This window comes from Streptomyces sp. NPDC020490, from assembly GCF_044335305.1.
GTDB lineage: Bacteria > Actinomycetota > Actinomycetes > Streptomycetales > Streptomycetaceae > Streptomyces.
In genome coordinates, this window is the sequence record NZ_JBIRUY010000033.1 from 65,299 (window position 1) to 90,088 (window position 24,790).

Genomic DNA, 24,790 nt, shown 5'->3' on the forward strand with positions numbered 1-24,790 from the left:
CGTCCTCGAGCACGGGCGGCCTGCCTGCCTGTCTGCTTCAGGCCCCGCCGCGCTCGCGCGGGATCTTCTGGCCCGCCACCGGCAGCCGGTTCTCCGCGGGCGGCAGCGGGCAGGTGGCCAGGTCCGTGTAGGCGCACGGGAGGTTCACCGCGCGGTTGAAGTCCAGGACGACCGTGCCGTCGGCGGCGGGCGGCTCCACGGTCAGGGAGCGGTTGGCGGCGTAGGTGGTGACCCCGGAGGTCGCGTCGGTGAACAGCACCATCAGCCGGCCCTCGCCGGGTCCCGGGAACGCGGTCAGGGACAGCCGCCGTCCGTCCAGCGCGAACTCGATCCTGCCCGGGGCGTCGTACACGTGCTCCAGCCCCTCGACCGCGGCGCCCACGGTGGTCGGGCGCGGCTCGTCGAAGGGAAGGTAACGGCCCGTCACGGCCCAGCGCGGGTGCGGCGGGTAGGCCGGGGTGCCGGTGAAGCCGGCGCGCAGCGGCGCGTCCGGGTGCCGGGGGCGCACGATGTCGTTGCCCCCGCGCTTGGCGACCTCGATCACGGCGTCCCCCCACACGGCGTTCACGCCACCGCGTTCGGGAAGCACGCCGAAGCGGTGCTCACCGCGCACCGGGGAGCCCTCGACGATCAGTTCCTCGTCCTCGTCCAGGGTCACGACGACGCCGTCGCGCCCCGTGTGCCAGGCGCCGGGGGCATCGGGGAAGCGCCGCGGCCGTTCGTCGAGCCAGTGCAGTCCGGTGACCGCCAGGAAGCCGTGCGGGCCGGCGAGCCGCTCCTCGTGCGCGCGGTACCAGCCGAGCCAGTCCTCGGTGAAGGCCCGGAGGCCCGCGGTGGTGACGTCAGTGCTCATGAGGGTTCCTTCGTTCCGCGAGGTCCGGTCGGGGTCCGACCTCGCACGGCTGTTCCGGCATGGCGGGCGGCGGGCCCGGCGTGTTCACTCACCGGCCGGTCCGCCGAGGAGTGCCCACGTGCGTCGCCGGTCCGCTGCTCCGGCGACACCCCGCTGTCATGCCAGTCGGAACCGTCCGCGTCCGAGTCCGCATTCGGGGTCCTGTGGGACAGCTTCTTGTCAGTCATGCGTACGGGACGGCCGAGTGCCTCCCGCGCGGCCCGGCGCCACACTGCCCTGAACCCCGGCCCACACCCCGCCCGGCCGGGGGGCCGCCGACCCACGGGATGACGTCCCCTGGTTGCCTCGCCCGGCGTCGCGCATCGTGGAGGCATGACTGCGAACCACCCCACTCACTCACCGGCGACGGCCGTACGGGCCGCCGTCGTCACCGGCGGATCACGCGGCATCGGACGGGCCGTCGCGCGCCGGCTCGCCCGGGACGGCCTGGCCGTCGTGGTGAACTACGCCGGCGACGCGGCCGCCGCCGAGGAGACGGTGGCGGCGATCACCGCGGCCGGCGGACGGGCGATCTCCGTGCGGGCGGACGTGGCGGACGAGAAGGAGGTCGCCGCGCTGTTCGACCGGGCGGAGGAGGAGTTCGGCGGCGTGGACGTCGTCGTGAACTCCGCCGGCCGGCTCGCTCTGTCGCCGATCGCCGATCGCCGACCTCGACCTGGCCGCGTTCGACGCCCTGCACCGCACCAACGTCCGCGGCGCGTTCGTCGTCGCCCAGCAGGCCGCCCGGCGACTGCGTGCGGGCGGCTCGTTCGTGGGGTTCTCGACCTCCGTGGTCGGCACCCAGTTCCCCGGCTACGGCGCCTACGTGGCCGGCAAGGGCGCCGTCGAGGCGATGACGCTGATCCTCGCCCGCGAGCTGCGCGGACGCGACGTCACCGTGAACACGGTCGCCCCCGGGCCCACGGCCACGGATCTGTTCCTCGCCGACAAGACCCCCGAGCAGATCGACCGGCTCGCCGAGGCCCCGCCCCTGGAACGGCTGGGCACCCCGGAGGACATCGCCCGCCTGGTCGCCTTCCTCACCGGCCCCGAAGGGCACTGGGTCAACGGCCAGATCCTGCGGGCCAACGGCGGCCTGGTCTGACGGCTTCCCCGGGATGCCACGGTGGTCCCGGCACGTCCGCCCGCGGCGGCGAATCGCTCACTCCTCGCCTCTTCCCGCCGCCGCGTCATTCGTTTGCCCCGCTCCGAGTGCACCGCTCCCACCCGTCGCCTTGACTGGCCGCGACGACGGGAGGAGCACTCCGATGGAGCGAGAGCAGGACCTGGACCGAACGGCGCCCACCTCGTCGGCGGCCGTCCGGGAGGCCGTCACCCGTGGCGCGGACGCGCCGGCCACCCCCGCGGTACCCGGCCCGGCCGCACTCGGTGCGCAAGGCCCCTGGTGGCGATGGCCGGCCGCGGCCGCGGCGGCGTTCACCCTCGCCCAGCTGCTCCTCGTGCCGCCCCGCCTCGGCCTGGGCTGGGACGAGGTCATCTACGTCAGCCAGGTCGGCCACCACGCTCCCACCACCGCCTTCAGCGCGCCCCGCGCCCGCGGCGTCTCGGTGCTGGTGTGGCCGGTGGCGACCCTCACCTCGTCGACCGTCGCGCTGCGCGTCTACCTCGCGGCCGTCTCCGGACTCGCCCTGTTCCTGGCCCTGCGGACCTGGCGCGGACGGCGTCCCCCGGCGGTACTGGCACTGGCGGGACTGCTCTTCTCGAGCCTGTGGGTCACCGTCTTCTACGGGCCGCAGGCCATGCCGAACCTGTGGGTCGCGCTCGCCGCCCTGGCGGCGGTCGGCTGCTTCCTGCGCGCCGCGGACGACCCGCACGCGCGCGGACCCCTGTGGGGGCTTGCCGGCTGTGCCGCCGTGACCGCTCTGATGCGGCCCACGGACGCCGTCTGGACGGCGCTGCCCCTGCTGGCCGCGCCCGTCCTGGTACGCCGCTGGCGGCGCCCGGCGCTGTTCGCCGCGGTGCTGCTGGGGCTCGCCGCCGGGGCGGCCGAGTGGGTCGCCGAGGCGTACGTACGCTTCGGCGGCCTGGCCGAGCGGCTGCACCAGGGCAGCGAGTTCCAGGGCGGCCTGGGCTGGCACATCGCCGTCGGCGACCAGCTCCGCTCACTCGCCGGGATCAGCCTGTGCCGCCCCTGCCAGGCCCCCTGGCCGAGCCCCGTCGTCTACCTGTGGTGGCTGGCGCTTCCGGTCGCCGCCGCCGGCGGGGTGACGCTCGCCCTGAGATCCCGCAGCAGGCGCCGCCGCGCCGACACGCTGCTGGTCACGGCCTGCGCGGTGACCTCCGCGGTCCCGTACCTGTTCTTCATCGACTACGCGGCGCCCCGCTTCCTGCTGCCCGCCTACGCGCTGTTCGCCCTGCCGGTCGCGGACTGCCTGGTGTGGGCGGCGTTCGCGGCGGCCGGCCCCCGGTGGCGACGGGCGACCGCCTCCCTGGTCGCCCTCGGGTTCCTGGGGCACCTGGCCGTCCAGTACGCCGTCCTCCACCACATCGTCGTCCGCACCGACGCCAACCACCGGGACTGGAAGCGCATCGCCGACGGCCTGCGCCGGCTCGGCGTCCGGCCGCCGTGCCTGGTGAACGGCCCCGCGACGATCCCCATCGCCTACTACGGCGGCTGCCTGTCCATCGCCACCACGGGACCCAACGTCAACATCACCACGGCCGGTATCGCGGCCGCCGCCCGCGACCACAACGTCGCCGCCCTCGTCGCCCCGGGCGGCCGCCCGCCCGCCTTCGCCAGGTCCTGGCCCTCCCGCCCGCTGCCCGCCCCCGGCCCCCTCGCCGGCTACCGGGTCTATCTCGCGCCGCGCCCGTAGGGGGCCGGCGTCCGGCCGGGCACGGTCCGGCACCCCCTCGCGGAGGAGGTTTAATCCATGATTGTGATGGTTTGTCGTAATCTGGCTACGGCACTCGGATCTCCCCGCACGTGACCCCGCCCCTCCGAGGCGGCCGTCACCGCGGGAGACACGCCGGCCGGCCGGCGCATCGGGACCCGGCCCGGCAGCCCGGCAGCCGGGCGGAACAGAGGGCGGTCGATGACGACGATCGGCGTGGAAGAAGAGTTTCTGCTGCTCGACCCGGTCACGGGCCTGCCGGTGCCGCAGGCGGACAAGGTCCGCGTCGCGGCGGGCCTGGGACATCTCGTGGCCGACCAGGAGGTGCAGTACGAACTGCTCCAGGCGCAGGTCGAGGTGGCCACGCCGGTGTGCGGCGCCCTGGAGGAGATCGGAGGGCACCTGCTGCGGCTGCGGCACGCCGTGGGAGTGGCCGCTGAGGAGCACGGCTGCCGGATCGCGGCCTGTGGGACACCGCCCGTGCGGCACGGTCGTCCGGTGGCGGTCACCGACCAGGCACGGTACCGGGCCATGGTCACGCAGGCGCCGCAGCTGGTGGCGGAGCAGCTGGTCAACGGCATGCACGTGCACGTCGCCGTCCCCGGACGCGAGGAGGGCGTGCAGGTGCTGAACCGCCTCCGGGTCTGGCTGCCGACGCTCACGGCCATGTCGGCCAACTCCCCGCTGTGGGACAGCCACGACACCGGCTTCGCGAGCTGGCGCACGGTGATCTTCAGCCGCTGGCCGGTCAGCGGCGTCCCCCCGCACTTCCACGACGTCGCCGACTACGACCACCGCGTGCAGCGCCTCCTGGAGAGCGGACTCATCTCCGACACCGGTCAGCTGTACTGGCAGGCCCGCCTCTCGGACCGGTACCCCACCCTCGAGGTGCGGTGTCCGGACGTCCAGCTCCGGGTGGACGACGCGGTGATGCTCGCGGGGATCGTCCGCGCCCTGGTGGACACCGCCCTGACGGAGGTGGCCGCCGGAGCTCCCGCCCTCGAGTGCGCCCCCGAACTGCTGCAGGCGAGCATGTGGCACGCCGCCCGCCACGGCCTGGGCGGCACCCTGGTCGACCCGATCGGCCGGCCCCGCCGGGCCGGCGACGTGCTGTACGAACTCCTGCGGTACGTCGCTCCCGCGCTCGACGTGTCCGGTGACACCCGGCAGGTGACCTCGCTGACCCACCGGCTGCTGCAGGACGGCACCGGCGCGGACCGGCAGCGCGCCGCCCTCGCCGAGGGCGGCCTGCGCGCGGTGACCGACCTGATCAGTGCCCAGAGCGGCATGACCTGACGAGGCGGCCCCCGGCCGGTCCGGCGTGCTCACCGCCCCCGGGACCGCGGTGCGGGCAGCCGGGTGGCGGACGCCGGTGCGGGCAGCCGGGTGGCGGACGGCGGGGCGGGCACGGCGGCCGGGACGCGTTCCAGGACGCCGCCCGCGAAGACGTCGTACAGCGGCAGGGTCTCCAGGTGCACATACCCGATGTGGCAGTCGCAGGAGGCCAGCGGGCACGGCCGGGGGCGCAGGGCGGCGCGGTAGGAGCCGTCGTAGAGGTTGCCCAGTTCGTCGCGGACGAAGTGGCAGCGGCGTACGGTGCCGGCGCCGTCGACCGAGACGACGGTGTCGCCGGTGCGGCAGGGCAGCCCGGCACTGGCGTGCGGCCGGCGACTGTAGGGGAACAGCGGGTCGAGCGCGGTCCACTCGTCGGCCTCGGCGTCCTGATAGGTGTGCCCCTCGGCCGCGTTGATCCACAGGTAGACGTGGCCGGGCAGATCGGCGCGCAGCCGGCGGGCCGCCGCCAGGTGCTCGGGCAGCCCTACGACGCCGACGCTGAACCGGACACCGAGGATGGCGAGTTCGCGGCACTTGGCGAGGAAGCGGTCGTAGGGCGTCTGGCCCGGGTGGTAGGTGCACCACAGGGCGAGGGTGGCGAGGTCGGCCCCGGCGAGCCAGTCGGTGCGGCAGCTGAGGTTGGTCTGGATGGCGACCCGGCGGATGTGCGGCAGGTGGGACAGCTCGGTGAGGGTGCGCCGGTACCAGGAACGCACCAGGCCCTCGCCCCACGGGGTGAACAGCAGGGACAGGCGGTCGTCGCGCTGGCTGCCCGCCCACCGCGCGAAACGCTCCAGGGCGGCGCGGTCGGCGCGGAGCTCGGCCGGGGAGTCGCGCCGCTTGGCGAACGGGCAGTAGGGGCAGTCGTAGTCGCAGGAGGCGAGCGGGCCCCGGTACAGGACGGTCAGGTCCATGGCGGGTCGGTCACTTCCTGTCGTAGGCGGCCATGGCGGCCCGGACGGCCGGGGAGAACAGTTCCGGGCCGATGGCGTCGGAGTGGGCGAGGCCCTCCGGGGTCAGGCGCAGGTGGGCGGGGCCGGTGTCGGCCAGCCAGCCGCGGTCGGCGAGGCGCTGGAGTTCGGCCCCGAAGTCGTCGGCGGGGGCGCCGCCGAAGCGGGCGCGGTAGTCGGCGGCCGCCAGGCCCTCGGCCTGCAGGAGGGACTGCAGGAGGTGGCGGCGGCGCGCCTCGTGCGCGTCGACGCGGTAGCCGATCTCCGCGTGGGCGAAGTCCGCCGTGGCGACGTAGGAGTCGATGATGCCGCGGATCTCGTGCATACCGACCGCGTAGTCGAAGGAGTAGTGCAGCGTGCTGGTGTAGGAGCGGGCGCCGCAGCCCAGGCCGATCATGCCGTCGGTCTGGCAGGCGTAGTCGTCGGCGCCCTGCGGCGGGGCGTCGGCCCGGCGGAACATCCGCATGGACTGCTGGGTGTAGCCGTGAGCGAGGAGGTGGTCGCGGCCCGCGCGGTACAGCCGCAGCCGTTGCTCGTCCCAGGCCGGGTCGGGTCCGGGAGCGGTGCGGTGCCGTCCCAGGCCGGTCAGCGGGCGGACGTAGAGCGGGTACAGGTAGAGCTCCTCGGGCCGCCAGGCCAGGGCCGCGTCCAGGGACTGGAGCCAGGTCCGCTCGGTCTGGCCGTCGATGCCGTAGATGAGGTCGATGTTGAGCACCGGGACGGAGGTGTCCCGGATGCGCGCGAGCGCGGCCTCGACGTCGGAGCGGCGCTGCGGGCGTACGGCGGAACGCGCCTCGGAGTCGACGAAGCTCTGCACGCCCAGGCTGAGGCGCGTGGTGCCGCGGTCCGCGAGGACGGCGAGCCGGTCGGCGGTGGCCGTGGCGGGCGAGGCCTCGACGGACAGGGGAACGGCGCGCAGGTCGGCGCCCATCCGCCGCTCGGCGATGTCGCAGAGGCGCTCCAGTTCGGCCGCGGTGAGGAAGGTGGGGGTGCCGCCGCCGAAGGCAGCGGTGGCGAACCGGACGTCGCCGGGGTCGCCGAGGGCCTCGCGCACGGCGTCGGCCTGCCGTGCCAGCGCGTCCAGGTAGGCGCCGGTCAGGCCGTCGGGGGCGCCGATGCGGGTGAAAAGGTTGCAGAAGCCGCAGCGGACCTCGCAGAACGGTATGTGCAGGTAGAGGGAGAGGGCCCTCTTGTCCTCCGCCGCCCACAGGGACCGCAGCGGCGGACGGTCCGGCAGCGCGCGGTAGGCGGTCTTGTGCGGGTAGGCGTACACGTAGTGCTGGTACGGGCCGGTGAGCTGTGCGGTGGTCATCGGACGGCCTCGGCGGGGTCGAGGAAGAAGTGGGCGTACGGCACGGTCCACACGGACTCGTGGCCGAGGCGGTGGCCGGTGAAGCCGTCGTCGCCGTAGGCGGTGCCGTGGTCGGAGCAGACGATCGCGAAGCACCGGCGGCGGGAGCTCGCGGCGGCGAAGAGGCGGCCGATGTGCCGGTCCACGTACTCCAGCGCGGCGGCGTGCGTCTCGCGGGTGTCACCGGCCTCGCGGGTCGCGCCGGGCAGGTGGAACCAGTTCGGCTGGTGCAGGGCCGAGACGTTCACGAAGAGGAACAGCCGCTGCTCGGCGGGCAGTCGGGCGACGACCTGCTCGGCGCGGGCGATCTGGTGCTCGAAGGAGTGGGGCGAGGTGACGCCGAACTCCGTCTCCCAGTGGGACTCCTGGAACAGGCCCGGCAGGACCGAGCCGAGCGGGCCCTGCTTGTTGAAGAAGCCCACGCCCCCGATGCACACGGTGTGGTAGCCCGCCTCCGCCAGCCCGGAGACCAGGTCCGGGGTGTCGTGGACGAAGGTGCGGGCGGCGGTGGTCTCGCTGCCGGCGAAGCGCGCCGCGAACAGCCGGGGATGCGGTCCGGGCGTCGCCGGGGTCGGCAGGAATCCGGCGAACATCGCCTGGTGGGAGGCGTAGGTGAAGCTGCCCGGCGCGTGCCGCTTCTCCCAGGCGCCGCCGGGGAGACGGCGGGCGAGATGCGGGATACGGCCCTCGGCCGCCAGCTCGGCGGCCACGTCGTAGCGGAGCGTGTCGAGCGTGACGAGGAGGATGTCGTGGCGGCCGACGACCTCGTTCATGTCGGGCTCATCGGGTACGGGCACGCGGTGTTCCTGTTCTGTGCGGGTGGAGCGGGTGGAGCGGGTGGAGCGGGTGGAGCGGGTCGTGCTGGTCGTGCGGGTGGAGCGGGTCGTGCGGTTCGAGCGGGCCGGAGTGCGGGCGGGTCGGGCCGGGCGGCGGCTCGGTCGGGCCGGTCCGGGCGTGCGCGCGCAGGGCGGCCGTCACCTGCGCGGCGTAGGTGTCCAGGCCTTCGGCGCCGCTGCCGGGCAGGCCGGTCAGCCGGGGCAGCAGATCCCCGAAGGCGTTGACCTCGCCGACGAACGCCCTGCGCCAGCCGACCGCCGGCAGCAGGTCCACGCCGACGCACAGGGTGCGCGGGAAGCAGGCCGCGGCCCGCTCGCACACCTCCAGCACGTCGGCCCAGCGGGCGCCCGCCGCCTCGACGGCCTGCCGGGCCGCGTCCAGGTCGCCGCGGCTGCCGCCGAGATGGAGGTTGGTCAGCGGGGTGCGGCTGGTGCGGACCACGGCGTGGGTGGCCCGGCCGGCCACCACGACCACCCGCAGGTCGGTGACCCGTCCGTGCTGGGAGGCCTTGGGCAGCCAGCGCTCGAGATGCAGCCCGTCGGGCGCGAGCGCGTCGACGATGTCGGCGATGTCCGCTTCGCGCTCGTAGCGGCGCACCTTCAGCGAGTTGTGCAGCCGGCCGTCGGCGGCGATCTCCACGGAGGTGGTGGCCCTGATCCGGCCGCCGCCCGCCTCGACGGCGAGCACCCCGGACGCGGACGACCCGTGGGCGGGCTTGACGAACAGCCGGGGCATGCGGTGCTCGCGCATCAGCGCGCGTACGTCGTCCCAGCCGCGCACCCGGGCGCCGTCCGGGCCGGACGTGGGCGAGGCCGGGACGGGAACCCCGGCCGCGCGCAGTACGCCGTGGCAGCGGCGCTTGTCGAACAGCACGGCGAGGTCGTCGACGTCGTCCAGGCGGACGCCGCCGCGCAGCGTGCGCAGCGCGGCGGTGAACCCGGCGTACCAGCGTGCCGAGCCCTCCACCCGGGTGGCGTCCGAAGTGCCCCTGAGCAGCCGGTCGACCTCGGCGTTCTCGCCGGGGGAGTCGATCCGGACGATCTCCTCGGCGGCGAAGTCCGCCCCCTCGTCGCGCAGGACGCCCGCCCAGGACACGACGCGCGGGCCGGGCAGACCGGCCGCGCGCACCGCGTCGGCGAACAGGGCCACCCGGCGGTTCTCGGGGTTGCCGACCACGGCGAAGCGCGGCCGGGTGCCGGACCGCGTGCTCACTCGCCCACGGCGACGTAGCGCCAGACCGTGCCGTCGTCCTCGGTGTCCTCCTCGGCGTCGTCGCGGGAGAGATCGACCTCCACGCCCGCCGGTTCCAGCGTCTTGAGCACGCGGTCCACGAAGGACTCGCTCAGGTAGTGGTGGTGGAGGTCCAGCTTCTTCAGGTGGGTGAGCGGCTGACCCCCGAGCAGCGCGCCGGCTCCCTCGTCGGTCAGCACGCCCATGGACAGGTCCAGCACCTCCAACTGCGCGACGACGGGGGCGGAGGCGAGGGCCGCGGCCACGGCGTCCTGCATCTCGCTGTTGCGCAGGGCCAGATGACGCAGCCGCGGCAACCGGGCGCCGGACAGGATGGGCTCCAGGTCGGAGACCTCGCTGTCGCCGCCGTAGTCGGGGGTGCCGAGCCACAGGTCGAGGTGGGCCAGCGCGGGCAGGTCGCAGGCGCCGATCCCGCGCACCACGTGGCCGGGCAACCCGCCCGCCTGCACGACGAGTTCGCGCAGCGCCTCGTGGCGCACGCCGTCGAACCGCAGGTTCGACCCGCCGCGCACCCCGAACACCTCCAGCGCGGGGAAGCCGTTCAGCAGCGGGGTGACATCGGTCTGGGTGATCCAGGAGATCTCGCACTCCTCCATCACGATGTCGCCGAAGAACAGCGCACGCAGCGCGGGGAAGCGGTCCCGCGCGGCCAACAGGGCCGACACGACGGCGGAAGGCGCGGTCTCGTAGGCCTCCTGCCAGGCGCCCACGATCAGGGCCCGCACCCGGGTGGTGTCGACCGCGGCGCAGAAACGTGCGAAGGCGTCGGTCCACTGCTCGTCGGCGTCGTACACGTCGCTGGTGATCCGCCAGGCGACGGCGTCCGCGTCGGGCAGGTTCCCGGCCTCCGCGCCGGGGCCCGGGAACGTGTGGGCGGGCAGCCGGTACAACGCGTCGAGATGGCTGTTGATGGTCATGCGGCTGCTCCTGGGACGAGGAAGGGCGTGGCTGGTGATGTCGGCAGTTCTACCAACAGGCACTGACATTGATAGTGGTACGCAGGTTCCGGTGGTCGTGGCTCGGGCACTGACTGACGCCCTGCTGGGTTGTCCTCCCGTTGTTCTGTCCGGCCGCCGGGGCTTGTTCTCATGGCTTCGGCCGGGCGGAACATGACCTGATAGGAGCTTGGTCAGAAGCCCCCTCAATGTCCTGTCTGCGCCACCCGGCCGACGCCTGCCTCCGGCTAGGAAGGCGTTACCAGCATGACAGCAGTGGCGGCACAGGACACAGCCGACCAGAACGTGATCGGCGGGGTCGATTCCCACGCCGACACGGTTCACGTCGCTGTCATCAGCGACAACGGCGGTCACCTCGCGGACGCCGAGTTCGCCACCACCGCCGCCGGGTATGCCGCGGCGCTGGCCTTCCTGACCGCGCACGGACACGTGGTCGCGATCGGCGTGGAAGGCACCGCCTCCTACGGGGCCGGCTTCACCCGGGCCGCCCGCCCGGCGGGCCTTCACGTGGTGGAGGTCAACCGGCCCGACCGGGCCGAACGGCGCCGCATCGGAAAGTCCGATCCCATCGACGCCTACGCCGCCGCCCGCGCCGCCCTGTCCGGACGGGCCTCCGGCGCGCCCAAGGACGACACCGTCGCGGGGATACGCGCCCTGCACAACGCCGCCCGCTCCGCCGTCAAGGCCCGCACCGCCGCCCTGAACCAGATCGGGCACATCCTCATCAGCGCGCCCGAGGCCGTCCGCGCCAAGTACGGCCGCCTGAAGGGAACAGACCGCACCGACACCCTGGCCCGGCTGCGGCCGGCCGGGGACGCCGTCCACACCGCGGTCCTCACCGCGCTCAAGAGCCTCGCCCGGCGTGTCAGAGAACTGACCGCCGAACACGAAGCCCTGACCCGGGCCCTGGACAGCGAGGTCACCGCCCACAACCCCGGCCTGCGGGCCGTCCACGGAGTCGGCCCCGACACCGCCGCCCAGCTGCTGGTCACCGCCGGCGGCAATCCCGACCGCATGCGGACCGAGGCTTCCTTCGCCGCCCTCTGCGGAGCCGCCCCGGTCCCCGCCTCCAGCGGCAGAACGAACCGCCACCGCCTCTCCCGCGGCGGCGACCGGGCCGCCAACGCCGCCCTCTACCGCATCGCCCTCGTCCGCATGTCCAGCGACTTGCGCACCCGCGAATACGTGGCCCGGCAGACCGCCGCGGGCCGGACGAAGAAGGAGATCATCCGGCTCCTGAAACGGGCCATCGCCCGTGAGATGTTCCGCTGCCTCACCACCGCTGTCGCCGTCCCCGGCATCGCCGACCTGCGTCCTCTGCGGCAGGCCAAGAACATCACCCTCACTGCCGCAGCCCGCCACTTCGGACTCTGGCCGGCCACCGTCTCCACCCCGGAACGAGGAATCCGCCGCGACGACACCCTCGCCCGCGCCTACCGCGACTGGCTCCAAGCCGCTTGACGAGCAATAGGAGCATCAACGCCCGCCGCCGGGGCGGGATCCGGGGCGTTGTCAGTGCCGGCCCCTACGGTCGTGGTCATGAGGCCGGTGCGCTGCGCACCCGGCGGTGAGGGGAGAGCCATGTACCGGCAGGGAGACGTGCTGATCGTGCCCGTGACGGAGGAAGCGGTCCCGGCGCACGTGGCACACGCGCCCAGGGAACAGCGGGACGGGCGGGGCCGGCTGGTGCTGGCGCTGGGCGAGGTCACCGGGCACGCCCACGCGGTCGTCGGGCCGGGCGAGCTGGTGCGTGAGCCGGGCCCCCTCGGGCCGCTGCTGCTGCACCTGCCCCAGGGCGGCCGGGTGGTGCACGAGGAACACGCGGCGATCCCGCTGCCGAAGGGGTGGTACCGGGTGATCAGGCAGCGGGAGTACGTGCCCGGGTCCGTCCGGATCGTCGCCGACTGAACGACGAGTGAGGGAGGGCGAGATGACGGACGGAAAAAACCTCGTGGAGGGTACATGGACATGACGGGCACCGACCAGGCGGCGGCGCGTGACACCGCCGCCGACGGTCTCGACGCGTGGCGGGCGTGCGCGTGGGCGACCGGCCCCGCCGACCGGGCGGCCGCCGAGGAGGGCGTCCGCCGGGCGTACCGGCGGGCGGGGCTCGCGGAACCGGAGCAGGTGGTGTGGGCCGGCTCCCCGCGCGCGGCCGTCGAGCTGATACGGCAGCTCCCGGACCGCGGGCCCAGCGTGCGCGAGGCGGTGCGCACCGCACCCTGGGCGCTGGAGAGACGCCGGCTGCACGCCGAGCTCGGAGCGGCGGGCTGGTCGGCGCACTGGGCGGCGACCGGGGGACGGCTGTGGGCGTCCGTCCAGGCCCTCGTCGACCGGATCACCGCCGGGCTGCTCGAGGAACTCGTGGGCCGCGACACCGGCAAGGAGGCCGCGGAGGTCCGGCTGCTCCTCCTGGACGCCGTCCTCGGACAGCACGACGCGCCGTGGCTCGCCGCGTTCCCCGCCGGCACCGGCCCGCTCGGCGCGCTCGCCGAGGTGAGCCGCAGCGCCGGCTGGTGGTGGCCGTACGAACGCGTGGCGGTGGTCTCCGAGCGGCCCGTGGCCCTGCACCGCGACGAGGCCGGCCGGCTCGACTGCGGCACCGGACCGGCACTCGCCTACCCCGACGGGTTCGCCCTGCACGCCTGGCGCGGCATGCCCGTGCCGCCCGCCTTCGTCGCGGAACTGCTTTCCCTGACACCGGAACGCATCCGCTCCGAGGAGAACGCGGAGCTGCGCCGGGTGATGCTGGAGTACTACGGATACGACCGCTACCTCGCGGACTCGGGCGCCCGGCCGGTGCACCAGGACGAGACGGGCACCCTGTGGCGGATCGACCTGGCCGACGACGAGCCCGTGGTGATGGTCGAGGTGCTCAACTCCACGCCGGAACCGGACGGCACCCGGCGCACCTACTGGCTCCGCGTACCCCCCTCCACCCGCACCGCCAAGGCGGGCGTCGCCTGGACGTTCGGCGTGCCGGCCGCCGAGTACGCGCCGGTGCGGGAGACCTGACCCGGGCCGGCGGCGGAGCCGGGCCGCTGAGGCGCCGCCGTCGTACCCCGGACAATGCCGTCGCGGGCCTGACCCGGTGTTTTACAGTGAGCTCAATTGACCTGTTCCGGCGACCCAGTGACCTGTGGGGGACACGCGAACCATGCCGACCGAAACGTTGGAGTTCCAGGTAGAGGCCCGTCAGCTGCTCCAGCTGATGATCCACTCGGTCTACTCGAACAAGGACGTCTTCCTGCGGGAGCTCGTCTCCAACGCCTCCGACGCGCTCGACAAACTGCGCCTGGCCGCACTGCGCGACGACAGCCTCGAGGCCGACACGTCCGACCTGCACATCGACATCGAGATCGACGAGGACACCCGCACGCTCACCGTGCGGGACAACGGCATCGGGATGTCGTACGACGAGGTCGGCAAGCTGATCGGCACCATCGCCAACTCCGGCACGGCCGCCTTCCTCAAGGAGCTGAAGGAGGCGCAGGACGCGGCCGGGGCCGAGGGGCTCATCGGCCAGTTCGGCGTCGGCTTCTACTCCGGCTTCATGGTGGCCGACGAGATGACCCTGGTGACCCGGCGGGCGGGGGAGAGCGGCGGCACCCGCTGGTCGTCGCGCGGCGAGGGGACGTACACCCTGGAGACGGTCGCCGACGCGCCGCAGGGGACCTCCGTCACGCTCCACCTCAAGCCCGCCGACCCCGAGAACAACCTGCACGACTACACCTCCGCCTGGAAGATCAGGGAGATCGTCAAGCGGTACTCCGACTTCATCACCTGGCCGGTCCGGCTCGTGCCCAAGCCGGGCGACGGCGAGGACACGCCCGAGCCCGAGACGCTGAACTCGATGAAGGCCCTGTGGGCGCGCCCGCGCGAGGAGGTCTCCGACGACGAGTACCACGTCCTGTACAAGCACGTCAGCCACGACTGGCGCGACCCCCTGGAGACCGTCCGCCTCCAGGCCGAGGGCACCTTCGAGTACCAGGCCCTGCTGTTCCTGCCGGAGCACGCCCCCGCCGACCTGTTCACCCGGGACTTCCGGCGCGGCCTCCAGCTGTACGTCAAGCGCGTGCTGATCATGGACGACTGCGAGGCGCTGCTGCCGCCCTACCTCCGCTTCGTCAAGGGCGTGGTCGACGCGCAGGACCTCTCGCTCAACGTCTCCCGCGAGATCCTCCAGCAGGACCGGCACATCCGGATGATCCAGCGCCGGCTGACCAAGAAGGTCCTCTCCTCGGTCAAGGAGATGCGGGCCAAGGACCCCGACAAGTACGCCACGTTCTGGCGGGAGTTCGGCGCCGTGCTGAAGGAGGGCCTGCTCAGCGACCCCGACAACCGGGACGCCCTGCTCGCCGTCGCGTCCTTCGCCAGCACGCGCTCCGAGGACGAGCCGACCACGCTGCAGCAGTACGTGGAGCGCATGAAGGACGGCCAGGACGACATCTACTACATGACCGGCGAGTCCCGGCAGAGCATCGAGAACTCGCCGCACATGGAGGCGTTCCAGGCCCGCGGCATCGAGGTCCTGCTGCTCACCGACCCCGTGGACGAGGTGTGGGTGGACGCCGTCGGCGAGTTCGAGGGCAAGCGGCTGCGGTCCGTCGCCAAGGGCGAGACCGGCCTGGACGCCGTGTCGGACGACCAGGCCGACGACGGCGAGAAGGAGAAGCGGGCCGAGGAGTACGCCGGTCTGCTCGGCTGGATGAAGGAGCAACTGGCGGAGGACCTGAAGGACGTCCGCCTGTCGACCCGGCTCACCGTCTCCCCGGCCTGCGTCGTCTCCGACACCCACGACCTCACCCCGGCGCTGGAGAACATGTACCGGGCGATGGGCCAGGAGGTCCCGGCCACCAAGCGCATCCTGGAACTCAACCCCGGCCATCCGCTCGTGCGGCACCTGAACCAGGCCTACCAGGAACGCGAAGACCGCTCCGGACTCGTCGAGACGGCCGCCTTGCTGCGCGACCTGGCGGTGCTCGCGGAGGGCGGCCAGCCGAAGGAGCCGGCACGGTTCGTGAAGGCGGTGGCGGAGCGGTTGGAGCGGACGCTGTAGCTCCGCCGGGCGGGGTCCGCGGCTTGCGGAGCCTCACGCCGGCGAGCCCGTCCCACACCTCCCGGACGCCGGCCCCGGTGTCCGGGAGGCGGGGCCGTCCGGTCAGTCGCCCGCGCGCAGGAAGCGCCGCTGGTGCACACGGGCCCGGCGTACGGCGTCGGAGCCGGGCCCCATGAGCCGCCGGTCCCGGCGGACCAGCACCGCCGTACCACTCGCGACGATCATGACAGCGACGACGAGAGGCGCGAGGAAGAAGACCATCGACTGCTCCTGTGGACCGGGCCGGTGCGGGGTGTGCCGGGGGCCCCGAGTTCCGCTCTTGTAGCCGGTGCCGGGCGCTGTTGCCTGCGCCCGGCATCGCAATCTCCCCCTGTTTCTGCCGACCACCATCTTCGACCTGGCATGCTCACAGCGCATTGCCGTGTTCCGGCAGTCTTCACGGCCCGTCGATGCCGGACACCGACTCTGCTCTCCGCCAGGACCGCGGTGCCGGGACGGCGAGGGCGGCCTGCGATGATCCCTTGCAGCGACGCTTCGGGCGCCGCGGCGTGTCGGTCAGGCCTGCCCGGCCCGCGCCGGACGTACGCCGGCGGCGCGTGACGGACACGCGTCACGAACACAGGAGGAACCGGTGACAGGGCGGGAGATCCCGGACGAGTACGTGGAGGGCTACGACCGGACGGTGGCCGACGCGTCCGCGACGGGACGCCGCCTCACGCGGGACGAACTGGAGGCGCTGCGCACGCGGGGCGAGGCCGCCGCCGAGGTGGGCTTCGGGCTGCGGGCCCTGGTCCGCCGGCACCTGTCCGTGACCCGTGAGCGGTGGCCCGCCCTGTCCGCCGCGGACGGGCACGCGGTACTGGCCGCCGTCGAGCAGGCGATCGACGCCCTGGCCGAGGGGCACGAGAGGGCTCAGCGGCTCGCCGTGCGGCAGGAGGAGGCCATGCGCCGGGAGTTCGTCGACGACCTGCTCTACGGCCGCAGCGACCTGGGCCGGCTGGCCGAACGCGCCGAACGCTTCGGGCTGCTCCTCGCCCGCGCCCACGCCGTCGCCGTCGCCCCGGGCGGGGAGCCGGTGGAGGACACGCACCCGGCCACCCGGCAGGTCGAGAGTGCCGTGACGGGCCGGTTCGGCGAGCGGCGCATCCTGCTCACCACGAAGGACGGACGGCTGGTCTGCATCGCCCCCGGGGACCAGGACGACGTCCTGACCTTCTTCGCCGAGCAGGCCCTCGCGGCCACCGGGGGCGGCCGGGTCGCCATCGGGCGCGCCCACCCGGGTGCCGGAGGAGTCGTGCACTCCTACGAAGAGGCGCTCAACGCCCTGGAGTTGGCCGACCGGCTGCACCTGCGGGAACCGGTGCTGCGCCATGCCGACCTCCTCGTCTACCCGGTGCTGACCCGTGACCGGCAGGCCATGGTCGACCTCGTCGACAACACCCTCGGCCCGCTGCGGACGGCACGCGGCGGCGCCGGACCGCTCGTCGACACGCTGACCGCCTACTTCGACGCGGGCTGCGTCGCGGCGGAGGCGGCCCGTCGTCTCAACCTGAGCGTGCGCGCCCTCACCTACCGCCTGGCCCGCATCCACAAGCTCACCGGCGCCGACCCGGCCGACCCCGTGCACCGCTACACCCTGCAGACTGCGGTGATCGGCGCCCGGCTCCTGGGCTGGCCGGACGACGACAGGTGACGACCCCGGCACACGACGCCGGGCGATGACGTGCAGGGCGAGCGTCACGACAGGTGTGGTGGCGTCGCGGGCGGGTACACGCATCGAGCGGCAGGGGAGTGCGGCGCAACGCCTGGGGAGGTCGGCGCCGCTTCCCCTGCTCCGTGCGCGCACGGTGAAGGCGGGGCGGCCTCTCTCACCGGAGGAGGCGCGTCACCATCGCGTCGATCAGGGCGTCGAGCCGGTGCTGTGCGAGGAGTTCCGGGACGGTCAGGTCATCGACGATCAGCCCCAGCATCGCCAGGTAGAGCATGACCACCCCGGCGCGGTCGCCGGGCAGGCCGCTGCCCAGGTGGAAGTCGATGTTGGCCTCGAGTTCGACGCTGAGGAAACGTGCCAGCTCCGCATGGAGTTCGGGCCGCCGGGTGGCCTCCAGGCGCAGTTCGAGCATGGCCAGGTAGCTGCTGCGTTCGCGGCGCATGCGGTCGACGAGCTGCTGCATCAGGGCGCTGACCAGCTCGTGTGACGGCTCGGCCGTCATCGTCCCGGCCAGTTCGGCCGGATCCGGGGTCAGACGCTCTCGGGTGCGTCCCATGACCTGGGCCAGCATGTCGGCGCGATTGGCGAAGTAGTTGGACGCCGTCCCGGTGGGCACGGCCGCCTCCTTGTCGACGGCGCGCAGGGTCAGACCGCGGGAGCCCTCACGGGCGAGGACCTCGATGGCGGCATCGAGCAAGGCGGTACGGCGGGCTGGGTTCTGACGCATCGACAGCTCCTCGGAAACTCATTGACACCACTGCATGTGAAGTACTATGTTCAAACCACTTCAACCACAGTACAACATGCTGTGCAGGGGCCGGACGGGTTCCGCCGTGTGCGGCAGGAAGAGAGACCGGATGCGCACGCTCACCTACTACGTCGCTGCCACCCTCGACGGCTACATCGCCGGACCGGACGGCAGTTACGACTTCCTCCCCTTCGAGGGGGAGGTCCGGGAGGCGGTTCTCGCCGAGTATCCCGAGACGATGCCGGTGCACGTCCGCGGGCCGTTCGGCCTCACAGACACCCCGCACCGGCATTTCGACACCGTGATCATGGGGCGCGGCACCTACGAGCCGGCCCTGAAGGCAGGCATCACCAGCCCCTACGCCCACCTGGAGCAGTACGTCGTCTCCCGCACCCTGACCTCCGCGGACCCATCGGTGAGGATCGTCCCGCACGATCCGGCCGCACTGGTGCGCGACCTGAAGAAGCGGGACGGCAAGGGCATCTGGCTCGCCGGCGGCGGCAAGCTGGCCGCCGCGCTCCGCGACGAGATGGACGAACTGATCGTCAAGCGCAGTCCGGTCGTCATCGGCACCGGCATCCCGCTGTTCGACGGTCCCTTCGCCCCCGGCTTTGTGCCGACGGCGTGCCGCCGCTTCGACGACTCCGGCGTCAGCATCGTCACCTACCGGAGGAAGTGACGTGCGAGCCCGCCGTCCCGGCGCTGCCGGCGGCCGGGACCGACGCCGCCGACGTGGGGGCGGCGCTCGGGAGCCGGGGCGTCCGCTCTCCCGGCGAGCGCCGCGTCGCTCCTGTCATCCGGAGTGGAAGCGCACCTCCGGGTAGCGGGCCGACGGTCCGTCCCACAGGCCTTCGTCGTCACGGCCGCGCAACCAGCGGTCGAAGAAGGCGGCGAGGTAGGCCCGTTCGGCGGTGATCGCGCGCATCGGCGCGATCGTGCCGATGTTCTCGACCACGGTCGTCCGCGGGAGGCCGAGCCGATCGGCGATCTGCGGGATGAGCGCCTCGGCGTCGGTGTACGTCGCGTGTTCCGCGCCACGCAGGGTCAGGCACCGGCGCCGGCCGCGGCTGTTCCGCCACAGCGAGTCCCAGGAGGGCACCGTGCCGAGGTCGTTGCCGTCCTTGCCGATCAGCAGGAAAGGGCGGTCGAGGCCGTCGGCCGCGACGGTCGAAAGACCGCCGGGGGCGCTGTCGTCCTGGACGTACGCCAGCACGCCGTCGAGGTCGGCCGCTGCCGCGATGCGCGGGTCGTCGTGCATCGCCTGCAAGGCGGTGAAGCCGCCCGCCGACTGGCCGAACATGCCGATGCGGCCGAGGTCCGGCGTGCCGCGCAGATCCCGGGGGAGCGCACTCGGCAGTGCGTCGGGAGAAAGCGCGTGTCGGCCACCCGTACGGCCAGCGTCTTCCGCAGCAGCGCCGTGATGCGGTCCTGGTCCGGGTACGCCTTGCCGAACTCGGCCGGCAGGACGGTCTTCTCGACGCGGCCGCGGGGGAACTGAACGGCCGTGGCGTCGTACGTGTGGTCGAGTGTCACCACGACATAGCCCCGCGACGCGAGGTCGTCGCACAGCGTGCTGCCCAGGGAGCGCGGGTCCCCGGCCCCGGGGGAGTAGCAGACGACCGGGTACGGGCCCCTCTCCCGGTCGGCCGGGGCCCCTTCATGGGCGTGGGTGCGCGTGGCCGCCCAGTCGACCTCGTCGCTGGGCACATCGGTGAAGTTGTTCAAGGCGGCGAATCCGGCGGCCTCCCCGGAAAGCATCTGGGGCGCGGTCGGGTACGCGCCCGTGTCGCGGGCCGGGTAACGGACGCTGACCATGAGTTCCCGGTACGGCTGCGACGTGATCCAGGGATCCGGACGTGAGGCGTCGACGAGGTGCAGGGACACCGTCCCCACGGGGTGCGGCCCGCTGAGCGCGGGCAGCTTCAGCCGTACGGGACCGGCGAGCCCGCCCCTGCGCGGCGCGGCGGCAGCGGTGCGCACGGAGGGGGCGGACAGGGTCACGGCCAGGGCCGACAGCAGGACGGCACGGCGAGTCTGCAGGGCGGGGTCTCCTCAGTCCTTACGCGTTCGGTGACTCCCTTCACCCTTGTGGAGCGACTCCGCCGCCACCATCCGGCAGGCCTGTCGAAGCACAGGGGGGTCAGCCGTACCCCCCCCGCCGGGACGCGAGACGTGGCCCGAGGCAGCCAGGCGGTGCCTGACTGCCTCGGACAGGGGGCGACCGGCGCCCGGGAGGACCTCGCGGTTACCGGACGACCCGGATGTGGAACGTCTCGGTCTCGGTCGGGGACTGGCCCTGCCGGTGCTTGATGAACTTCAGGTCCACCTCGCCCGCGGTGGGCGCCCGGAAGGAGAAGACACGGACGCCGGGTGATCCGGGGCGGTCGGGGAAGCGGATCGCGGTCTCGTCGAACACCTTCTCCATCTCGACGGACGTCGAGTAGTCCCAGAAGTAGCCCGTGCTGCCGTTCTCCTCGAGCGCCACCGTGATCTGCCCTTCGGGCGGCACGGGGAAGTGCCCGTCGTTGTCCCTCTCGCTCAGCACCAGTGATTCGCGGACTGTCGTGGGTGCGGCCATGTTGCTCACCTCGTCGTTCGCGCTGTGTGTGTTCCCCCGAGCGGGTGTCCCCGGGTGTGTCACCCGGCGTTGCTCCCACCATGCGCGCACCCGCCCCTCCCGCCGCAACGGAATGTACGCCGAAAGGGTGTATCGCGACTGTGCTGTGAGCGCCGGAGGCGGCGGCGTCAGCGGCGTCGGAAGGCGCGATCAGCCGTCCGGGACGCCCGCGCCGCTGAGCGCGGGCACGGTCATCTCTTCGAACTGCACGCACGGCTGGTCTTCGAGGCCGCCGCCAGGACGGCGTCCGGGGAAGGGTGAGCGCGACGGCGGAGCCCGGCCCCCGTCCCGCCCTCGCCGGCGTCAGGCCGGCGGCCGGGTGAGTTTGGCGGCCACCGCGTCGAGGACCCAGTCCAGGCCGGTCGTGAAGGATGTCTCGGCGTCCACGTCCGTGCCGTCGTGCACGGCCTTGGCCAGCGCCGGGAAGCGGCCCGTGGCCAGCATTCGCGTCACATGCGGGCCGGAGGCGCGCTGCCAGTTGCGCTCGGACAGGCCCGTGGCCCGCTCGGCCCGGAGATTCGCGATCTCGCGCCTGATCGCGCCGGTGAAATAGGCGCTGACGGTCTCCACGGCGCGCATGACGGTGTCGATGTCGGTGAGGCCGTCGAGGGCGGCCAGCGTGGCCTCGGTCACGGCGAGGCCGTTCGGGCCCAGGGCCGGGCGGCCGCCGAGCAGGTCGGCCAGCCATTCGTGACGCAGAGCGGCCCGCCTGGTGCGGTGGGCGAGGGTGCGCAGCGCCTCCCGCCAGTCACCGGGCCGCTCCTCGGGGAGGATCTCGGCCTGGACCTCGTCCACCATGAGGTCGAACAGCTCCTGCTTGGTGGAGATGTATCCGTACAGCCGCATCGGGCCGGCGTTCAGCCGGGCGGCGACCTTGCGCAACGACACCGCCTCCAGCCCGCCCTCGTCGGCCAGTGCGATGGCGGCGGCGACGATCCGCTCCCGGTCGAGCGGCACGGGGCGAGCCGGCGGCTCCGGCCGGTCCCACACAGTCATGGTCACACCGTTCTGTTGCGATGTATCGCAATGCGCCAATACAGTGTATCGGCATGAGCCATCGTATCGCCGTGGTCGGGAGCGGCCCCGGGGGCCTCACCTTCGCCCGTGTCCTGCACCGCCACGGCTGCCCCGTCGCCGTCTTCGAACGCGATCCCGCACCCGACGCCCGCCCCCCGGGCGGCACGCTGGACCTGCACGAAGGGCTGGGCCAGCTCGCGCTGGACAAGGCGGGGCTGCTGACGGAGTTCCAGGCGCTGTCCCGCCCCGAGGGGCAGGCCATGCGCATCCTGGACGCGGACGGGACCGTCCTGCGCGACTGGCGACCCGGTCCGGATGACCGGGCCAATCCCGAGATCGACCGCGGGCAGCTCCGTGACCTGCTGCTCGGCCCTCTCGACGTCCAGTGGGGCCGGGAAGTGACGCGGGTGGCGCCGGGGACCCGGGACGGCGTACTGGTCCGTTTCGCGGACGGGCGGCAGGAGACGTTCGACCTCGTGGTCGGCGCGGACGGCGCCTGGTCCCGGACCCGCCCGGTGGTCTCGCCGGTGACGCCGCACTACACCGGCGTCACCTCGGTCGAGACCTCCCTCGACGACGTCGACACCCGCCACCCCGGCCTCGCCCGGCTGATCGGCGACGGTTCCGTGGCCGTGTACGGCGTGAACCGGGCTCTCGTCGCCCAGCGCAACAGCGGCGGCCACGTCAAGGTGTACGCCCAGTTCCGCGCGCCGCTGGACCGGCACGAGCACCTGGACCCGGCCGACGTCGAGGCCGTGCGATCGAGTCTGCTGGCTCTGTTCGACGGCTGGGCCGCTCCCGTCCTCGACCTCCTCCGCCACGGCACCGCGTTCGTCCACCGCCCCCTCCACGCCCTGCCCGTGTCCCACACCTGGACCCACGTCGCCGGTGTGACGCTACTGGGCGACGCCGCCCATCTGATGCCCCCGTTGGGGGCGGGCGCGAACCTGGCGATGCTGGAGGGCGCCGAACTCGCCGAGGCCATCACGTCCGCCCCTGGAGATCCGGACCAGGCCGTCCGCGCCTTCGAGGAACGGATGTGGGCACGGGCCGGCAGGTGGGCGAAGATCACGACGGCTGGTCTGGAGCGCCTCGTGAGCCCGGACCCCGCCGAAGCCCTCGCCCTCTTCGATCAAGTCCAGCCTTCCTGACCGCCGAACGCGAGAGCCCGGCACCAACGGCTCGCCTTCTTCGCCCGGCGGCGGTTTGACGGCGTGTTGCCGGGAAACACGTCCGGCGAACCGACAGCAAGGAGACATTCTGCTATGGGCATTATCGCGTGGATAGTCATCGGCCTGCTCGCGGGCGCCATCGCCAAGGCGCTCATGCCGGGCAAGGACCCGGGCGGAATCATCATCACCATGCTCATCGGTATCGCCGGAGGGCTGCTCGGCGGATTCCTCGGCAAGGTGATATTCGGCGTCGACTCGATCGACGGCTTCTTCGACCTGTCGACCTGGATCGCGGCCGTCGTCGGCTCTGTCATCCTGCTCGCGCTGTACCGGCTGTTCACCGGCCGCGGGCACGGTCGCGGACGTCATCACGTCCACGCGTAACAGGTGTGGGCCGCCGGGTCGGCCCGGCTGAATGCACAACAGGAGAAGACGCGTTCGACGAGCGCCCCCGTCCGCCGGACGGGGGCGCTCGTGCCGCTCCCGCTCAGACGCGGAAGAGCGTACCGATGTACTCCGTCAGCAGCCGCTCCTTCAGCCGCGACGGCAGTGCGTCCAGCAGCACCAGCACCGGTGCCGTCCGTGACGGCAGTCCCCGCCCGCCGCCCAGGCCCGCGAACGCCAGGACGCCCGCCACCTCTTCGGGGGTGAGCGTGTCGGGGTCGAGCGTGGCGGCGAGTTCCGCCAGCGCCGGGTCGACGGTCACCGGTTCACTCGCGCGCGCCGCCGCGACCGACTCGGCCAGATCCGCGAGCAGGGTCTCGACCTGGCCGCCCGTCGCCGGGGTCAGCGTCAGGTGCAGGTTCGGGGGCAGGCCGTCGTGGGAGAGCTGCGGCTGGAGGTACCAGCCGCGTTCGCGCATCTCGTCGGCCACCTGCAGCGTCCGCCCCAGATCACCGGCGCCGCCGGCGCCGGCGCCGGTCACCGTGAACGCGACCAGGCTGCCCGCCGGTTCGCCCAGCACCCGGACCCCGTCCGTGGCGCGCAGTCCGGCCAGCACCCGGTCGGCCGCCCGCGCCACCTGCCGGGCCAGCTCGGTGTAGCCGTCGTGGCCGAGGTGGTGCAGGACCGCCCACGCCTGGGCCAGCAGCCCGCCCGGCTTGGTGCCCTGCACGGTCGGATTCACCACCGGGTAGCCGGGCCAGTCCGCGTGCGCGAAGTACTGGTGGCGCCGCAACTCGGCGTCCCGGTACAGGACCACGGACGCCCCCTTGTCGGCGTAACCGTACTTGTGCAGGTCCACCGAGACCGAGGTCACCCCGGGCACCGAGAGCCCGAACGGTTCGACCGTACGGCCCGTGCGGGACAGGAACGGCAGGAACCAGCCGCCGATGCACGCGTCGACGTGGCACAGCACACCCCGCGCCGCGGCGGCCGCCGCGATCTCGGTCACCGGATCCATCACGCCGTGCGCGTACGACGGCGCCGACGCGACCACCAGGACGCTGCGGTCGGTCAACGCGTCCGCGACGGCCGCCGCGTCGGCACGGAACGTCACCGGATCGACGGGCACCACCACCGTCTCCAGCCCCAGGTAATGGGCGGCCTTGTGGAAGGCCGCGTGCGCGGTGGACGGCAGCACCAGCTGAGGCCGGGTCACCCCGCGGACGGCACGCGCGTGATCGCGGGCCGTCTTCACGGCCAGCAGGATGGACTCGGTGCCGCCGCTGGTGAAACTGCCCTGCGCGCCCGGCGCCCCCAGCACCGAGTTCACCGCGCCGACCACGTCGTTCTCCAGCCGGGCCACGCTCGGAAAGACCGTGGGGTCAAGGCCGTTGACCGTGGCGAAGACGCCGTACGCGGCGGCGGCCAGCTCGTCGGCCTCCGGCAGCCCGGCGTCGTAGACGTAGGCGAACGTCCGGCCGCCCCGGGTCGGGGCGTCGCCCGCGCGCAGTTCGCGCAGCTCGGCCAGCAGCGCCTCGGCCGGGCGGCCGGCGGGCAGCGCGCAGGCGGTCAGCGCGGAGGTGGTCTGCGCCGGGGTCCGCTCGGGGGGCTGCTCGGTGGTCTGCGCCGGGGTCCGCTCGGGGGGCTGCTCGGTG

The 24,790-nt window shown here is 73.3% G+C and carries 22 protein-coding genes and 2 pseudogenes; 11 read left to right on the forward strand and 13 right to left on the reverse strand.

Annotation, left to right across the window (positions count from 1 at the left end; genetic code table 11):
• Positions 1-37: 37 nt before the first annotated feature.
• A complete protein-coding gene (locus ACH4ZX_RS29625) occupies positions 38-853 on the reverse strand; it encodes a DUF1684 domain-containing protein (RefSeq protein WP_398279222.1) in 816 nt (271 codons plus the stop codon).
• A 372-nt stretch (positions 854-1,225) separates the two neighbouring features.
• Between ACH4ZX_RS29625 and ACH4ZX_RS29630 the strand changes: the two are divergent.
• From ACH4ZX_RS29630 to ACH4ZX_RS29640, 3 genes and pseudogenes are all read left to right on the forward strand, one after another.
• Positions 1,226-1,997: pseudogene (locus ACH4ZX_RS29630) on the forward strand (SDR family oxidoreductase).
• Between the two features lie 163 nt (positions 1,998-2,160).
• Positions 2,161-3,729: a hypothetical protein gene (locus tag ACH4ZX_RS29635; protein ID WP_398279225.1), complete on the forward strand. Its 1,569-nt coding sequence runs from the start codon at positions 2,161-2,163 to the stop codon at positions 3,727-3,729.
• Positions 3,730-3,948: 219 nt separating this feature from the next.
• Positions 3,949-5,043, forward strand: coding sequence for a glutamate--cysteine ligase (locus ACH4ZX_RS29640; protein WP_398279228.1), 1,095 nt, complete (start codon positions 3,949-3,951; stop codon positions 5,041-5,043).
• Between the two features lie 29 nt (positions 5,044-5,072).
• Here the strand turns inward: ACH4ZX_RS29640 and ACH4ZX_RS29645 are convergent, their stop codons facing one another.
• The 5 genes from ACH4ZX_RS29645 to ACH4ZX_RS29665 are packed head-to-tail and all read right to left on the reverse strand — an operon-like array spanning position 5,073 to position 10,388.
• Positions 5,073-5,996: an STM4011 family radical SAM protein gene (locus tag ACH4ZX_RS29645; RefSeq protein ID WP_398279231.1), complete on the reverse strand. Its 924-nt coding sequence runs from the start codon at positions 5,994-5,996 to the stop codon at positions 5,073-5,075.
• A 10-nt stretch (positions 5,997-6,006) separates the two neighbouring features.
• Positions 6,007-7,344 (reverse strand): STM4012 family radical SAM protein, encoded by a 1,338-nt coding sequence (locus ACH4ZX_RS29650; protein WP_398279234.1) that lies wholly within the window; start codon positions 7,342-7,344, stop codon positions 6,007-6,009.
• Positions 7,341-8,156, reverse strand: a complete 816-nt coding sequence (locus ACH4ZX_RS29655) for an STM4013/SEN3800 family hydrolase (protein WP_398279364.1) — start codon at positions 8,154-8,156, stop codon at positions 7,341-7,343. Before ACH4ZX_RS29655 ends, ACH4ZX_RS29650 begins: the two co-directional genes overlap by 4 nt.
• 7 nt (positions 8,157-8,163) lie before the next feature.
• Positions 8,164-9,432, reverse strand: coding sequence for an STM4014 family protein (locus ACH4ZX_RS29660; protein ID WP_398279237.1), 1,269 nt, complete (start codon positions 9,430-9,432; stop codon positions 8,164-8,166).
• A complete protein-coding gene (locus ACH4ZX_RS29665; protein ID WP_398279240.1) occupies positions 9,429-10,388 on the reverse strand; it encodes an STM4015 family protein in 960 nt (319 codons plus the stop codon). The genes ACH4ZX_RS29660 and ACH4ZX_RS29665 overlap by 4 nt, the downstream gene beginning before the upstream one ends.
• A gap of 285 nt (positions 10,389-10,673) precedes the next feature.
• Here ACH4ZX_RS29665 and ACH4ZX_RS29670 point away from each other — a divergent pair, with 285 nt between their 5' ends.
• The 4 genes from ACH4ZX_RS29670 to htpG all read left to right on the forward strand — a co-directional run bounded on the left by ACH4ZX_RS29670 (position 10,674) and on the right by htpG (position 15,486).
• Positions 10,674-11,888, forward strand: coding sequence for an IS110 family transposase (locus ACH4ZX_RS29670; RefSeq protein ID WP_398279243.1), 1,215 nt, complete (start codon positions 10,674-10,676; stop codon positions 11,886-11,888).
• A 120-nt stretch (positions 11,889-12,008) separates the two neighbouring features.
• The gene (locus ACH4ZX_RS29675) at positions 12,009-12,335 is read left to right on the forward strand and encodes a hypothetical protein (RefSeq protein WP_360757111.1); all 327 of its coding nucleotides are present in this window, start codon (positions 12,009-12,011) and stop codon (positions 12,333-12,335) included.
• Positions 12,336-12,389: 54 nt separating this feature from the next.
• A complete protein-coding gene (locus ACH4ZX_RS29680) occupies positions 12,390-13,442 on the forward strand; it encodes a DUF6745 domain-containing protein (protein WP_398279246.1) in 1,053 nt (350 codons plus the stop codon).
• Positions 13,443-13,584: 142 nt separating this feature from the next.
• Positions 13,585-15,486 carry a molecular chaperone HtpG gene (htpG, locus tag ACH4ZX_RS29685; protein WP_398279249.1) on the forward strand — a complete coding sequence of 634 codons (1,902 nt, stop codon included), beginning with the start codon at positions 13,585-13,587 and terminating at the stop codon, positions 15,484-15,486.
• A 102-nt stretch (positions 15,487-15,588) separates the two neighbouring features.
• On the opposite strand, the gene ACH4ZX_RS29690 is transcribed toward htpG, so the two are convergent.
• Complete coding sequence (locus ACH4ZX_RS29690) at positions 15,589-15,747, reverse strand: hypothetical protein (RefSeq protein WP_398279252.1); 159 nt, start codon at positions 15,745-15,747, stop codon at positions 15,589-15,591.
• A gap of 370 nt (positions 15,748-16,117) precedes the next feature.
• Here ACH4ZX_RS29690 and ACH4ZX_RS29695 point away from each other — a divergent pair, with 370 nt between their 5' ends.
• Complete coding sequence (locus tag ACH4ZX_RS29695; RefSeq protein ID WP_398279259.1) at positions 16,118-17,179, forward strand: PucR family transcriptional regulator; 1,062 nt, start codon at positions 16,118-16,120, stop codon at positions 17,177-17,179.
• A 175-nt stretch (positions 17,180-17,354) separates the two neighbouring features.
• Here ACH4ZX_RS29695 and ACH4ZX_RS29700 read toward each other — a convergent pair whose 3' ends face one another.
• Positions 17,355-17,924, reverse strand: a complete 570-nt coding sequence (locus ACH4ZX_RS29700; protein ID WP_398279262.1) for a TetR/AcrR family transcriptional regulator — start codon at positions 17,922-17,924, stop codon at positions 17,355-17,357.
• Positions 17,925-18,054: 130 nt separating this feature from the next.
• Between ACH4ZX_RS29700 and ACH4ZX_RS29705 the strand changes: the two genes are divergently transcribed.
• Positions 18,055-18,624 (forward strand): dihydrofolate reductase family protein, encoded by a 570-nt coding sequence (locus ACH4ZX_RS29705; RefSeq protein WP_398279265.1) that lies wholly within the window; start codon positions 18,055-18,057, stop codon positions 18,622-18,624.
• Between the two features lie 114 nt (positions 18,625-18,738).
• Here ACH4ZX_RS29705 and ACH4ZX_RS29710 read toward each other — a convergent pair whose 3' ends face one another.
• The 4 genes and pseudogenes from ACH4ZX_RS29710 to ACH4ZX_RS29725 all read right to left on the reverse strand — a co-directional run bounded on the left by ACH4ZX_RS29710 (position 18,739) and on the right by ACH4ZX_RS29725 (position 21,558).
• Entirely contained in the window at positions 18,739-19,245 is a 507-nt protein-coding gene (locus ACH4ZX_RS29710) for a hypothetical protein (RefSeq protein WP_398279373.1), read from the reverse strand.
• Between the two features lie 266 nt (positions 19,246-19,511).
• Positions 19,512-19,946, reverse strand: a pseudogene (locus ACH4ZX_RS29715) (hydrolase); the annotation flags it as partial.
• Positions 19,947-20,190: 244 nt separating this feature from the next.
• On the reverse strand, positions 20,191-20,523 hold the full coding sequence (locus ACH4ZX_RS29720) for a protease inhibitor I42 family protein (protein WP_360757126.1): 333 nt from the start codon (positions 20,521-20,523) through the stop codon (positions 20,191-20,193).
• Positions 20,524-20,865: 342 nt separating this feature from the next.
• Positions 20,866-21,558: a TetR/AcrR family transcriptional regulator gene (locus ACH4ZX_RS29725; RefSeq protein ID WP_398279269.1), complete on the reverse strand. Its 693-nt coding sequence runs from the start codon at positions 21,556-21,558 to the stop codon at positions 20,866-20,868.
• Between the two features lie 53 nt (positions 21,559-21,611).
• Between ACH4ZX_RS29725 and ACH4ZX_RS29730 the strand changes: the two genes are divergently transcribed.
• Both ACH4ZX_RS29730 and ACH4ZX_RS29735 read left to right on the forward strand, forming a co-directional pair.
• Positions 21,612-22,730, forward strand: a complete 1,119-nt coding sequence (locus tag ACH4ZX_RS29730) for an FAD-dependent oxidoreductase (protein ID WP_398279272.1) — start codon at positions 21,612-21,614, stop codon at positions 22,728-22,730.
• 114 nt (positions 22,731-22,844) lie between these two features.
• Positions 22,845-23,135: a GlsB/YeaQ/YmgE family stress response membrane protein gene (locus ACH4ZX_RS29735; RefSeq protein ID WP_398279275.1), complete on the forward strand. Its 291-nt coding sequence runs from the start codon at positions 22,845-22,847 to the stop codon at positions 23,133-23,135.
• Between the two features lie 103 nt (positions 23,136-23,238).
• On the opposite strand, the gene ACH4ZX_RS29740 is transcribed toward ACH4ZX_RS29735, so the two are convergent.
• The gene (locus ACH4ZX_RS29740; protein ID WP_398279367.1) at positions 23,239-24,708 is read right to left on the reverse strand and encodes a pyridoxal phosphate-dependent decarboxylase family protein; all 1,470 of its coding nucleotides are present in this window, start codon (positions 24,706-24,708) and stop codon (positions 23,239-23,241) included.
• Positions 24,709-24,790 lie beyond the last annotated feature (82 nt).